This is a genomic window from Actinacidiphila acidipaludis (genome assembly GCF_019890725.1).
In the GTDB taxonomy this organism is placed as follows: domain Bacteria; phylum Actinomycetota; class Actinomycetes; order Streptomycetales; family Streptomycetaceae; genus Actinacidiphila; species Actinacidiphila acidipaludis.
In genome coordinates, this window is the sequence record NZ_JAINZZ010000020.1 from 60177 (window position 1) to 72569 (window position 12393).

Annotated in this window: 10 protein-coding genes; 8 read left to right on the forward strand and 2 right to left on the reverse strand. The window is 73.0% G+C overall.

Annotation, left to right across the window (positions count from 1 at the left end; all coding sequences use genetic code 11):
• Positions 1–18 precede the first annotated feature (18 nt).
• Positions 19–1623 (reverse strand): PucR family transcriptional regulator, encoded by a 1605-nt coding sequence (locus K7862_RS17845; protein WP_222963613.1) that lies wholly within the window; start codon positions 1621–1623, stop codon positions 19–21.
• Between the two features lie 413 nt (positions 1624–2036).
• Between K7862_RS17845 and K7862_RS17850 the strand changes: the two genes are divergently transcribed.
• The 8 genes from K7862_RS17850 (at position 2037) to K7862_RS17885 (ending at position 11556) form a co-directional block, all read left to right on the forward strand.
• Positions 2037–3560, forward strand: a complete 1524-nt coding sequence (locus K7862_RS17850; protein ID WP_222963614.1) for a gamma-aminobutyraldehyde dehydrogenase — start codon at positions 2037–2039, stop codon at positions 3558–3560.
• Positions 3561–3578: 18 nt separating this feature from the next.
• Entirely contained in the window at positions 3579–4811 is a 1233-nt protein-coding gene (locus K7862_RS17855) for a polyamine ABC transporter substrate-binding protein (RefSeq protein WP_222963615.1), read from the forward strand.
• A 41-nt stretch (positions 4812–4852) separates the two neighbouring features.
• The gene (locus tag K7862_RS17860; RefSeq protein ID WP_222963616.1) at positions 4853–6097 is read left to right on the forward strand and encodes an ABC transporter ATP-binding protein; all 1245 of its coding nucleotides are present in this window, start codon (positions 4853–4855) and stop codon (positions 6095–6097) included.
• Positions 6094–7035, forward strand: coding sequence for an ABC transporter permease (locus tag K7862_RS17865; protein WP_222963617.1), 942 nt, complete (start codon positions 6094–6096; stop codon positions 7033–7035). The genes K7862_RS17860 and K7862_RS17865 overlap by 4 nt, the downstream gene beginning before the upstream one ends.
• The gene (locus K7862_RS17870) at positions 7035–7832 is read left to right on the forward strand and encodes an ABC transporter permease (RefSeq protein ID WP_222963618.1); all 798 of its coding nucleotides are present in this window, start codon (positions 7035–7037) and stop codon (positions 7830–7832) included. Before K7862_RS17865 ends, K7862_RS17870 begins: the two co-directional genes overlap by 1 nt.
• A 5-nt stretch (positions 7833–7837) precedes the next feature.
• Positions 7838–9232 (forward strand): NAD(P)/FAD-dependent oxidoreductase, encoded by a 1395-nt coding sequence (locus tag K7862_RS17875; RefSeq protein ID WP_222963619.1) that lies wholly within the window; start codon positions 7838–7840, stop codon positions 9230–9232.
• 259 nt (positions 9233–9491) lie between these two features.
• Positions 9492–9941, forward strand: a complete 450-nt coding sequence (locus tag K7862_RS17880; protein ID WP_222963620.1) for a bifunctional DNA primase/polymerase — start codon at positions 9492–9494, stop codon at positions 9939–9941.
• A gap of 112 nt (positions 9942–10053) precedes the next feature.
• On the forward strand, positions 10054–11556 hold the full coding sequence (locus tag K7862_RS17885; protein WP_222963621.1) for a CoA-acylating methylmalonate-semialdehyde dehydrogenase: 1503 nt from the start codon (positions 10054–10056) through the stop codon (positions 11554–11556).
• On the opposite strand, the gene K7862_RS17890 is transcribed toward K7862_RS17885, so the two are convergent.
• Positions 11528–12217, reverse strand: a complete 690-nt coding sequence (locus K7862_RS17890) for a phosphatase PAP2 family protein (RefSeq protein WP_308012044.1) — start codon at positions 12215–12217, stop codon at positions 11528–11530. The genes K7862_RS17885 and K7862_RS17890 overlap by 29 nt on opposite strands.
• Between the last annotated feature and the right edge of the window lie 176 nt (positions 12218–12393).

The window sequence follows — 12393 nt, forward strand, 5'->3', positions numbered from 1 at the left end:
GGGCACCCCCGGACGGACTCAGCGGCGCACCGCGTCCAGCGCCAGCAGCGCGACGTGCAGCGACAGACACGACTCGACCTGGTCGAGGTCCACGCCGAGCACCGACTCCACGCGCCGCAGCCGGTCGTAGAAGGACGGCCGGGACAGGTGCGAGGCGTCCGCCGCCGCGGACTTGTTGCGGCCGCACGCCAGGTAGACGCCGAGGATCCGGACCAGGTCGGTGCCGTGCTCGGCGTCGTGGGCCAGCAGCCGGCCCAGCTCCCGCTCGACGTAGGTCTGCAGGCGGGCGTCGTCGCGCAGCAGGTGCAGCAGGCCGCGCAGCCGGATGTCGGGCAGCCGGTAGTAGCCGCGGGCGCCCCCGTCGTGCTCGCCGCCGTGCTCGGCGGCGTCCGCTATCTGCGCGGCCTCCAGCAGCGAGCGGCGGGCGTCGCGCAGCGCCCCCACGCACGATCCCGCCGCCATCAGGCACGGCGGGCCGCTCTTGAGCCCGGCCGCCAGCCCGTCCAGCACGGCCTGCTCCTCGTCGTGCGGGCCGAGCGAGACCAGCACGCCGACCGTGCCGTCGTCCAGCGCGCCGACCAGGGCGCTCAGGCCGCGCTCGCGCACCGCCAGGGCCGCGCTCTCGGTGAAGTCGCGCAGCCGCGCCTGGGCCTCCAGGGCCGCCGAGGGCGGGCCGCCGCGCTGCCGCAGCATCACGCCCACCAGCCGGCGGCCCTCCAGCGGCACGCCGAGCGCCCGCGAGCGCAGGCCGACGTCGGAGACGGTCAGCGCGTGGGTGAGGATGCCGGACAGCAGGGTGCGGTGGGTCTGACGCTCCAGCGACTCCCGGTCGCGGTCCAGCAGCCGGCCCAGCGCGAGCGTGGCGGCCGCGCGTTCCAGCAGCACGGTGTGGGTCCCGGGCCCGTCGGCGCCGACCAGCACCAGCCGCCCCCAGTCGCTGCCGCGCGCGCCCACGGCCGTGACCAGCCAGCCCGAGCGGGCGTCGTGGCCCGTCCTGCCCGCGGGCGCGACGGCCCGGGAGCGGCGCTCCCAGGCGTCCAGCAGCACCTGCGGGTCCTGCCCTGCCGGGTCGAAGGCCAGCACCTGGTGGGAGAGGTTCTCCAGCACGGCGGGAGCGCCGGCCATCCGCGCCACCTCGCGCAGGATGTCGGCGGGCTCGGCGCCCTCCACGGCCAGCTCGTTGAAGGTCTGGTGCACGGCCTCCGAGGCCCGCAGCCGCGTGTACTGGGCGTTCAGCACCAGGGCGTGCACGGCCTCGGTCACCGCGACGAACCGCACCTCCTTGCGCAGCGCCACCAGCGGCAGCCCGCGCCGCTCGGCCGCCCGCACCAGGGGCTTGGGCAGGTCGTCGGCGTAGCGGCGGCCCAGCTCCACGATCAGGCCCGCCGCGCCGACGTCGGCCAGGGTGTCGGCGTAGGCGGCCAGCGCCCGCCGGTCGTCGGGCAGCATCACGCCGGTGGTGAGCACCAGTTCGCCGCCGCGCAGCATCCCCGCGATGTCCGCCAGCTCGCTGACGTGCACCCAGCGCACCTCCGCGGCCAGCCCCTGGTGCCCGGCCAGCACGACGGGACCGCCGAGGCGGACCGCGTCGAGCTCCAGGACTTCGGCGACGGTGGGGACCACGGGAACCTCCGGTCGGATGGCGAGGGGGGGCGGGTGGCGGGACCGCGGACGGACCCCTGGGACGGCCGGCCGCGGAACGCGCACACCGCACGGGAGTCCCCTCGGGGAGACCTGTACGGACGGTGACGGTCCGCGGGCCGGACGGGCCGCGGTGCCACCCGGTGCGCCGTCACTGTGTAAGGCCGGAACCGCCGGTTCCTTGCGGACTGCGGGTTGGCCCGGCCCCGGCCTGCCCGGCAGCGTACGGCGTGCCGCCATTCGCTGGCGAGTTGCGATACACACAGATTTCGTCGCGTAACCAAAAGGCAACAACGGAATCCCTTGTTGAGGGCCGCCTGCTCTGCCAGGATCGGCCACCAACCCAGGGTTTGGCCACGCTGCCAAGCGAGACGCGGCGAGCGAGGGGACACGGGATGAAGCACGTGACGGACGTGGCGGAACGCTTCGGCGCCGCCGCGCAGTTCGTCGGCGGCCGGGCCGTCGAGGGCACCGGCGAGAGCACGTTCTCCGTCGTCGACCCCGCCTCCGGGCAGCCCGTGTGGACCTACCGTACGGCGGGCCGCGACGACGTGGACGCCGCGGTGGCCGCGGCGAAGGCGGCGTTCCCCGGGTGGGCGGCGGCGACCCCGGGGGAGCGGTCCCAGGTCCTGTACCGGCTCTCCCGCGTCCTGGAGGACCTCGCCGGGGACCTGGCCCGCACCGAGACCCTGCAGTGCGGCAAGCCGATCAGGCTCAGCACCGAGTTCGACGTCCCCGGCACCGTCGACAACACCGCCTTCTTCGCGGGCGCCGCCCGCCACCTGGAGGGCCGCGCCGCCGCCGAGTACAGCGCCGACCACACCAGCCACGTCCGGCGCGAGCCGATCGGCGTCATCGGGTCCGTCGCGCCGTGGAACTACCCGCTGCAGATGGCCGCGTGGAAGATCCTCCCGGCGATCGCGGCCGGCAACACCATCGTCCTCAAACCGTCGGAGCTGACCCCGCTCACCTCGCTGATGTTCGCCGCGGCGGCCGTCGAGGCCGGGCTGCCGGACGGGGTCGTCAACATCGTCACCGGCACCGGGCCGGAAGCGGGCGAACCCCTCGTCGCCCACCCCGACGTGGCGATGACCTCCTTCACCGGCTCCACCGCCGTCGGCCGCCGGATCGCGGAGCTGGCGGCCGGCGGCGTCAAGCGGCTGCACCTCGAACTCGGCGGCAAGGCGCCGTTCGTGGTCTTCGACGACGCCGACCTGGCGGCCGCCGTGCACGGCGCGGTCGCCGCCGCCCTCATCAACGGCGGCCAGGACTGCACCGCGGCGACCCGCGCCTACATCCAGCGCCCGCTGTACGACGCGTTCGTGGCCGGGGTCGCCGACCTGATGCAGGACGTGCGGCTCGGCGACCCCGCCGACCCCGGCACCGACCTCGGCCCGCTGATCTCCGCCGCCCACCGCGACCGGGTCGCCGCGGTCGTGGAACGCGCCCGGGCCTACGCCGACGTCGTCACCGGCGGCGCGGCGCCCGGCGGCGCCCTGGCCGACGGCGCCTACTACCGGCCGACCCTGCTGACCGGCGCCCCGCAGGACAGCGAGGCGGTGCAGCGGGAGATCTTCGGGCCGGTGCTGGCCGTGCTGCCCTTCGACGCCGACGACGAAGGGCTGGCGCTCGCCTCCGACACCCCGTACGGCCTGGCCGCGTCCGCGTGGACGCGGGACGTCTACCGGGCCGGCCGCGCCTCCCGCGCCCTGACCGCGGGGTGCGTCTGGATCAACGACCACATCCCGATCGTCAGCGAGATGCCGCACGGCGGCGCCAAGGCGTCCGGTTACGGCAAGGACATGTCCCTGTACTCGTTCGAGGAGTACACCCAGGTCAAGCACGTGATGTCCGACAACACCGGGGTCGCGCGCAAGGACTGGCACCGCACCGTCTTCGCAGACCGGTCACACCGGTAATCCGGAAGGGCACCATCCATGGAGCAGTACGAGCCCCTGACGCCGCCGCAGCGCGCGGCGACCCTGCGCAGCATGACGAACGGCCGCGGCGCCCTGGCCCGCCGGTCGCTGCTGCGCGCCGGCGCACTCGGCGCCGTCGCCACGGCCGGACTGACCGGGTGCGGGATCCCGGCCGCCGGCCGCACGGGCAGCAGCACCACGTCGACCGACCACTCCGCCACGGAGAAGGTCGTCGACTTCTCCAACTGGACCGAGTACATCGACGTCACCGACGACGGCAAGCACCGCCCGACGCTGGAGGCGTTCACCAAGCGCACCGGCATCAAGGTCAACTACACCGAGGACATCAACGACAACGTCGAGTTCTTCGGCAAGATCAAGCCGCAGCTCTCCGCCGGGCAGGACACCGGCCGCGACCTGATGGTGCTCACCGACTGGCTCGCCGGGCGGATGATCCGGCTCGGCTGGGTCCAGCAGCTCGACTCCGCGAACCTGCCGCACGCCTACGCCAACCTCGCGCAGCGCTTCCGCAGCCCCGACTGGGACCCGGGCCGCGCCTACTCCTATCCGTGGCAGGGCATCGCCACCTGCATCGCCTACAACAAGAAGGCCACCGGCGGCCGCAAGGTCACCTCGGTCTCCCAACTGCTCGACGACACCTCCCTCAAGGGCCGGGTCGCGATGCTCTCCGAGATGCGCGACACCATCGGCATGACGCTGCTCGACATGGGCCGGCGGCCCGAGAACGTCACCGACGACACCTTCGACGCGGCGCTCGCCCGCATCCAGAAGGCCGTCGACAGCCAGCAGATCCGCAAGTTCACCGGCAACGAGTACACCGACGGGCTGAGCAAGGGCGACATCGCCGCCTGTGTGGCCTGGGCCGGCGACCTCGTCCAACTGCGCATCGACGACCCGGACATCGAGTACGTCTTCCCCGACGCCGGGTTCCTGTTCTCGACCGACAACCTGCTGATCCCCAACAAGGCCCGGCACAAGACCAACGCCGAACGGCTCATCGACTACTACTACGAGCCCGCGATCGCCGCGCAGGTCTCGGCGTACATCAACTACGTGTGCCCGGTGGCCGGAGTGCAGCCGTACCTCGCGAAGATCGACAAGTCGCTGGCCGACAACCCGCTGATCGTGCCGGACGCCGCGATGGACGCCAAGGCGCACGAGTTCCGCTCCCTCAGCCAGGACGAGGACACGCGGTACGAGGAGAAGTTCTCCAAGCTCATCGGCGCCTGACGCCGTTCCCGTCCGCCGCCCGCACCCCCGAGGACACTCCCATGACGACCCCCTCCACGACCTCAGAAGCCACCGGCGACGCCGTCCGGCTCACCGGGATCAGCAAGACCTACGGGTCCTTCACCGCCGTCCACCCGCTCGACCTCACGGTGCCGGCCGGCTCCTTCTTCGCCCTGCTCGGCGCCTCCGGCTGCGGCAAGACCACGACCCTGCGCATGATCGCCGGCCTGGAGGACCCCAGCGGCGGCTCGGTGCGGCTCGGCGGCCGGGACGTCACCGCGCTGCCGCCCTACAAGCGCCCGGTCAACACGGTCTTCCAGAACTACGCGCTCTTCCCGCACCTGGACATCTACGAGAACGTCGCCTTCGGGCTGCGCCGGCGCGGCATCAAGTCGGTCAAGCAGCAGGTCGGCGAGATGCTCGATCTGGTCCAGCTCGGCCCGCTGGCCCGCCGGCGCCCGCACCAGCTCTCCGGCGGCCAGCAGCAGCGCGTCGCGGTCGCCCGGGCGCTGATCAACAAGCCGCAGGTGCTGCTGCTCGACGAGCCGCTGGGCGCCCTGGACCTGAAGCTGCGCCGGCAGATGCAGCTGGAGCTCAAGCGCATCCAGACCGAGGTCGGCATCACCTTCATCCACGTCACCCACGACCAGGAGGAGGCCATGACCATGGCCGACACGGTCGCGGTGATGAACGCCGGGCGGGTCGAGCAGATGGGCGCGCCCGCCGACCTGTACGAGAACCCCGCGTCGACCTTCGTCGCCAACTTCCTCGGCACCTCCAACCTCATCGAGGCCGAGGTCACCGGCGTGCTCGGCGGCACCCTCCACCTGGTGTCGGCGGGTCAGAAGCTCACCTTGCCGGCCGCCCGCAGCCGCGCCGACGTCACGGCAGGGGACCGGGTGCTCGCGGGCGTGCGGCCGGAGAAGATCACCCTGGCCCACCGCGACGACGAGGACGCGATACCCGCCGGCCGCAACCGGGTCCAGGGCCGGATCGTCGACTCCAGCTTCATCGGCGTCTCCACGCAGTATCTGGTCGACAGCCCGGTCGGCGCCGAGCTGGAGGTCTTCGTGCCCAACGTCGAGCGCGACGCCCGGCTCGTGCCCGGCGCGCCGGTGATCCTGCACTGGAACCCCGAGCACACCTTCGGCCTGGACGCCGCCCAGGACATCGACGCCGGCACCGAGTCCGACGACGAGCCGGCGCCCGGCGGCGGGGGAGCCCCGGCCGCCGCGGGCGCCGCGTCCGCCGTCCCCGCCGGGGGCGCCGGGGGTGCTGCCGCATGACCACGACCACCGCGCCGCTCGCCGACGCCCCGCCCGACCCCGCGCCGGTCCCCGCCGCCCTGAAGCGGGCCGCCCGCCGCCGGCGCAGCGTCCCCTACCTGCTGCTGCTCGCCGGTGTCGCCTGGCTGCTGGTCTTCTTCGTCGCGCCGATGGTCTACCAGGCGTCGACGTCGGTGCAGACCGGCTCGCTGGACACCGGCTTCAAGGTCACCTGGCACTTCGCCACCTACTGGAACGCGCTGACCGAGTACTGGCCGCACTTCGTGCGCTCGCTGGTGTACTCGGGGATCGCCACCGTGCTGTGCCTGGCCATCGGCTACCCGCTCGCGTACACCATCGCGTTCCGGGCCGGCCGCTGGCGCAACCTGCTGCTGATCCTGGTGATCGCGCCCTTCTTCACCAGCTTCCTGATCCGCACCCTGGCCTGGGAGACGATCCTCGCCGACCAGAGCCCGGTGGTGTCGTTCCTCAACCGCGTCCACCTGCTGGACGTCACCACCTGGCTGGGCGTCACCGAGGGCCACCGGGTGATGGCCACCCCGCTGGCCGTGGTCTGCGGACTGACCTACAACTTCCTGCCGTTCATGATCCTGCCGCTCTACACCTCGCTGGAGCGGGTGGACGGCCGGCTGCACGAGGCGGCCGGCGACCTGTACGCGACGCCGTTCACCACCTTCCGCAAGGTGACGTTCCCGTTGTCCATGCCGGGCGTGGTGGCGGGCACCCTGCTCACCTTCATCCCGGCCTCCGGCGACTACATCAACGCCGAGTTGCTGGGGTCCACCAACCAGAAGATGATCGGCAACGTCATCCAGTCCCAGTTCCTGCGCGTGCTGGACTACCCGACGGCCGCCGCCCTGTCCTTCATCCTGATGGCCGTCATCCTGGCGATCGTCACCCTCTACATCCGCAAGGCGGGAACGGAGGAGCTGGTCTGATGCGCCCGATCCGGTGGCTGCGCAAGAACCTCGTGGTGATCGCGGGCGTGCTGGCCCTCGCCTACCTCATCCTGCCCAACGTGGTGGTGCTGGTCTTCTCCTTCAACAAGCCGAAGGGCCGCTTCAACTACACCTGGGACCACTTCTCCACCGACGCCTGGCAGCACCCCTGCGGCGTCGCCGACATGTGCGGCTCCCTCACCCTCAGCCTGAAGATCGCCGTCTACGCCACGATCGGCGCGACGATCCTGGGCACGCTGACCGCGTTCGCGCTGGCCCGCTACCGCTTCCGCGGCCGCGCCGCCACCAACATGCTGATCTTCCTGCCGATGGCGATGCCCGAGGTGGTGATGGGCGCCTCGCTGGGCACCCTGTTCCTCAACATGCGCATCCAGTTCGGCTTCTGGACGATCCTGATCGCCCACATCATGTTCTGCCTGAGCTTCGTGGTGACCGCGGTCAAGGCCCGGGTGATGAGCATGGACCCGCGCCTGGAGCAGGCCGCGCAGGACCTGTACGCGACCCCGCTGCAGACGTTCCTGCGGATCACCCTGCCGCTGGCCGCCCCCGGCATCGCGGCCGGCGCGCTGCTGTCCTTCGCGCTGTCCTTCGACGACTACATCATCACCAGCTTCAACGCCGGGAACACCGTGACCTTCCCGATGTTCGTCTGGGGCTCCGCGCAGCGCGGCACCCCGGTCCAGGTGAACGTCATCGGCACGGCGATGTTCGCGATCGCCGTCGTGCTGGTCCTGGCCGGGCAGCTGGCCGGCAGCCGCAGGAAAGCGAAGGCGTGACCGTCATGGACGTGGCACGCAGCCTCGCCGACGCCGAACCGGCCCCCTACTGGCTGGCCGCCGCCGGCCGGCCGGCGGCGGCCGGCGCCCTCGCCGGCGAGGAGACCTGCGACCTGCTGGTGGTCGGCGGCGGCTACAGCGGGCTGTGGACCGCGCTGATCGCCAAGGAACGCGAGCCCGGCCGCGACGTCGTGCTCATCGAGGCCGACCGCATCGGCGGCGCCGCCTCCGGCCGCAACGGCGGCTTCTGCGCGGCCAGCCTCACCCACGGCCCGTTCAACGGACTCGCCCGCTGGCCCGAGGAGTTCGACCTCCTCCAGGACCTGGGCCGGCGCAACCTCGACGCCATCGAGGACACCGTCGCCCGGTACGGGATCGACTGCGACTTCGAGCGCACCGGCGAGATCGACGTGGCCACCGCCCCCTACCAGTGGGAGGAGTTGCGGGAGGCCGCCGGGATCGCCGCCCGGCACGGCCTGGACCTGGAACTCCTCGACCGCGACCAGGTCCGCGCCGAGGTCGACTCGCCCACCTTCCACGGCGGCCTCCACGACCGCGACGGCGTCGCGCTGGTGCACCCGGCCAAGCTCGCCTGGGGACTGCAGCGCGCCGCCGCCTGCCTCGGCGTGCGGATCTACGAGCACACGCCCGCCACCGCCCTCGTCCGCAGCGGCACCGCCATGGCGGTGCGCACCCCCTACGGGCGGGTCCGGGCCCGCCGGGTCGCCCTCGCGTCGGGCGTCTTCCCGTCCCTGCTGCGCCGGGTGCGGCCGTTCACCGTGCCCGTCTACGACTACGCGCTGATGACCGAACCGCTGGACGCCGTCCGGCTGGCCTCCATCGGCTGGCACGGGCGGCAGGGGCTGGGCGACAGCGCCAACCAGTTCCACTACTTCCGGCTCACCGCGGACCGCCGCATCCTGTGGGGCGGCTACGACGCGATCTACCCGCGGTCCGGCCGCATGGGCGCCGCGTACGAGCACCGGCCGGAGACCTACCTCACCCTCGCCCGCCACTTCTTCACCTGCTTCCCGCAGTTGGAGGGCGTGCGCTTCAGCCATGTGTGGGGAGGGGCGATCGACACCTGCACCCGCTTCTCGGCGTTCTTCGGCAGCGCGCACGCCGGCCGGGTCGCCTACGCCGCCGGCTACACCGGGCTCGGCGTGGGCGCGACGCGCTTCGGCGCCGAGGTGATGCTCGACCTGCTGTCCGGGCGGGAGACCGAGCGGACCGGCCTCGCCATGGTCCGCCGCAAGCCCGTGCCGTTCCCGCCCGAGCCGCTCGCCTCGGCCGGCATCGGCCTCACCCGCTGGTCGCTCGCCCGCGCCGACGCCACGGCCGGGCACCGCAACCTCTGGCTGCGCGCGCTGGACCGGGTGGGCCTGGGCTTCGACAGCTGAGGCGGGGGAGCGGGCCGGCCGGGGGAGCGTCCGGCCGGCGCCCGAGATCCGGCTGCGGCACGGGATCCCGTCGAGGCGCGCGATCCCGTCGGGGCACCGGACCGGCCGGGGCGCCAGATCCCGCCGATGAACGAGATCCGGCCGATGAAACGAGATCCGGCCGATCCCGGGGAATCCGCGCGACCCGCGTAAGAATCCGGCCGCACACCTGTCTTCCCCGTGACGCCGAGAGCGTCACGACCCGGAAGGAGGGATCCGCATGGGCGGCGCCGGAGCGAGGAGCGCGGTGGACTGGCTGGTCTCGGTGGCACCGGACCCCGAGGAGTGCCGATGGGAGTGGGAGCGCAACCCGCTGGGAGTGGCCCTGCTCCCGGCCGGGCGGTTGTGGGACGTGCTGATCATCGGCGCGCGGCTGGGGTACACGACCCTCGACGTCCTCGACCGCATGATCGACCGGCCGGGGCCGGTGCTCGCCGACTTCACCGACGCGCGCACGGGCTTCCTGGTCCCGCCCGGCACCTCCACCCGCTGGCTGGGCACCGGCGTGCGCGCCGCCGGCAGCGGCACCTGGATCGTCGTGCCCTACCCCGGCCGGCCCACCGGCGGCGTGCGCTGGCTGGTGCCGCCCGACGGCACCGGCCACCTCACCGACCCGGTCGTCCTGGAGACGGCCATGCACGAGGCGGCCGCGCGGATCGCCCGCGGGTGACCGCCGGGCCTACGGTGTGTAAGGCGGAAGCGCCGTACGCCGACAGCGTGGTGCTTGTGAGCCCGCGCCGGCCGTGGCGACACTGGCGGGAACGACGAAGGAAGGGTCCCCCGTGACGAGCGAGCACCTCACCCACTGGATCGCCGGCCGGCCCTGGACCGGCGCCTCCGAACGACGCGGCGACGTCTACGACCCCGCGACCGGCAAGGTCACCCGGCAGGTGGACTTCGCCGACACCGCCGTCGTCGATCAGGCCGTCAGCGCCGCGCTGGAGGCCTTCCAGGACTGGCGGCACGCCTCGGTGGCCAAGCGCACCGCGGTGCTCTTCGCGTTCCGCGAGCTACTCAACGCCCGCCGCGAGGAACTCGCCGCGATCATCGTCTCCGAGCACGGCAAGGTGCACTCCGACGCGCTCGGCGAGATCGCCCGCGGCCTGGAGGTCGTGGAGTACGCGTGCGGCATCCCGCACCTGACCAAGGGCGGCTTCACCGAGCAGGCCTCCACCGGCATCGACGTCTACTCGATCCGGCAGCCGCTCGGCCCGGTGGCGATCATCTCCCCGTTCAACTTCCCGGCCATGGTGCCGATGTGGTTCTTCCCGATCGCCATCGCCGCGGGCAACACGGTGGTGGTCAAGCCGTCGGAGAAGGACCCCTCCGCGGCCGACTTCCTCGCCCGGCTGTGGAAGGAGGCCGGGCTGCCCGACGGCGTGTTCAACGTCGTCCACGGCGACAAGCCCGCCGTCGACCGCCTGCTGGAGCACCCCGACGTCAAGGCCGTCTCGTTCGTCGGCTCCACGCCCATCGCCCGCTACGTGTACGAGACCGGGACGCGCTACGGCAAGCGCGTGCAGGCGCTCGGCGGCGCCAAGAACCACATGCTGGTGCTGCCCGACGCCGACCTGGACCTGGCCGCGGACGCGGCGGTCAACGCCGGCTTCGGCGCGGCGGGCGAGCGCTGCATGGCGGTCTCCGTCCTGGTCGCGGTAGACCCGGTCGGCGACGACCTGGTCGAGCGGATCAAGCAGCGCATCGCCGGACTGACCGTCGGCCCCGGCTGCGCGGCCGGCTCCGAGATGGGCCCGCTGGTGACCGGCGCCCACCGCGACAAGGTCACCGCCTACCTCGACGCGGGCGTCACCGACGGCGCCACCCTCGCGGTCGACGGCCGCGCGCACCCGCTCACCGGCGCCACCGCCGACGGCTTCTGGCTCGGCCCCACGCTCTTCGACAACGTCAAGCCGGGCATGTCCGTGTACGACGACGAGATCTTCGGCCCGGTGCTCTCCGTCGTCCGCGTCTCCTCGTACGACGAGGGCCTCGCGCTGATCAACGCCAACCCCTACGGCAACGGCACCGCGCTGTTCACCAACGACGGCGGCGCCGCCCGGCGCTTCCAGCACGAGGTGGAGGTCGGCATGGTCGGCATCAACGTGCCGATCCCGGTCCCGGTCGCCTACTACTCCTTCGGCGGCTGGAAGTCCTCCCTGTTCGGCGACACGCACGCCTACGGCGAGGACGGCGTGAAGTTCTTCACCCGCGGCAAGGCCGTCACCCAGCGGTGGCTCGACCCCTCCCACGGAGGCATCAACCTGGGCTTCCCGACGAACAGCTGATGCCGGCTGCGGCGGCGCGCACGGCCGCCGCCCGGGCCACGGCCTGGGCGGCGGCCACGCCGGACAGCAGCGTGACCGTCATGCACCAGCTCGCCAGCACGTCGGCCGGCCAGTGGTAGTCGCACCACACCAGCGCGAAGCCGACCGCGAGGACCAGCACCGGTGTGCCCGCCGCGAGCACCAGGCGGGCCGCCCTGCCGCCCGCCCACGGCAGCAGGATCAGCGCGGCCGTGCCGAAGGCCATCGCCGACGTCGCGGTGTGACCGGACGGGAAGTAGCCGTAGCCGCTCGGGTCGGGGACCGCCGAACCCGGCGGCGGCCGGTGCACCGCGTCCTTGACCACGGTGACCACCACCGGCACCAGCGTCATCGCCAGCGCCGCGGCACCCGGCGGCAGCCACCACAGGGGCCGCCCGGCCGCGCGGCCCGCCCACGCGGTGACGACCACGGCGGCCAGCAGCACCGGCACGGCCACCTGGATGTTGCCCAGCTTGCACAGGTAGTGCGCGAAGGTGCCGAAGCCCGGGTGCGCGGCCGCCGTCCGCAGGAACCAGTGCAGGACCCGGCCGTCCCGCCGGACCGGAGCGCCGCCGGCCGTCACCTGCCAGGTGAGCACCGCGAAGCCCGCCACGCCGAGCAGCGCCAGCGTGCTCAGCAGCACAAGCTCCCGGAAAAGAGTCAGCCGCCCCGGAACAGGGGGGAGAGTTCCGGGGCGGCCAGGTCGATCGCCGAACCGCTCGTCCCGGGGGGTTTGGGGCGAACGGCCGACCGATCGGCGAGGATTGCCGGAGCCACTGGTTCCGGCGGTGTCGTGCGCGAGGGCACTGCCGAGCCGGT

Bases quoted from the DNA above. Each gene is read 5' to 3' on its own strand.
- K7862_RS17850 (WP_222963614.1), top strand. From the start codon at position 2,037: ATGAAGCACGTGACGGACGTGGCGGAACGCTTCGGCGCCGCCGCGCAG.
- K7862_RS17855 (WP_222963615.1), top strand. From the start codon at position 3,579: ATGGAGCAGTACGAGCCCCTGACGCCGCCGCAGCGCGCGGCGACCCTG.
- K7862_RS17860 (WP_222963616.1), top strand. From the start codon at position 4,853: ATGACGACCCCCTCCACGACCTCAGAAGCCACCGGCGACGCCGTCCGG.
- K7862_RS17865 (WP_222963617.1), top strand. From the start codon at position 6,094: ATGACCACGACCACCGCGCCGCTCGCCGACGCCCCGCCCGACCCCGCG.
- K7862_RS17870 (WP_222963618.1), top strand. From the start codon at position 7,035: ATGCGCCCGATCCGGTGGCTGCGCAAGAACCTCGTGGTGATCGCGGGC.
- K7862_RS17875 (WP_222963619.1), top strand. From the start codon at position 7,838: ATGGACGTGGCACGCAGCCTCGCCGACGCCGAACCGGCCCCCTACTGG.
- K7862_RS17880 (WP_222963620.1), top strand. From the start codon at position 9,492: ATGGGCGGCGCCGGAGCGAGGAGCGCGGTGGACTGGCTGGTCTCGGTG.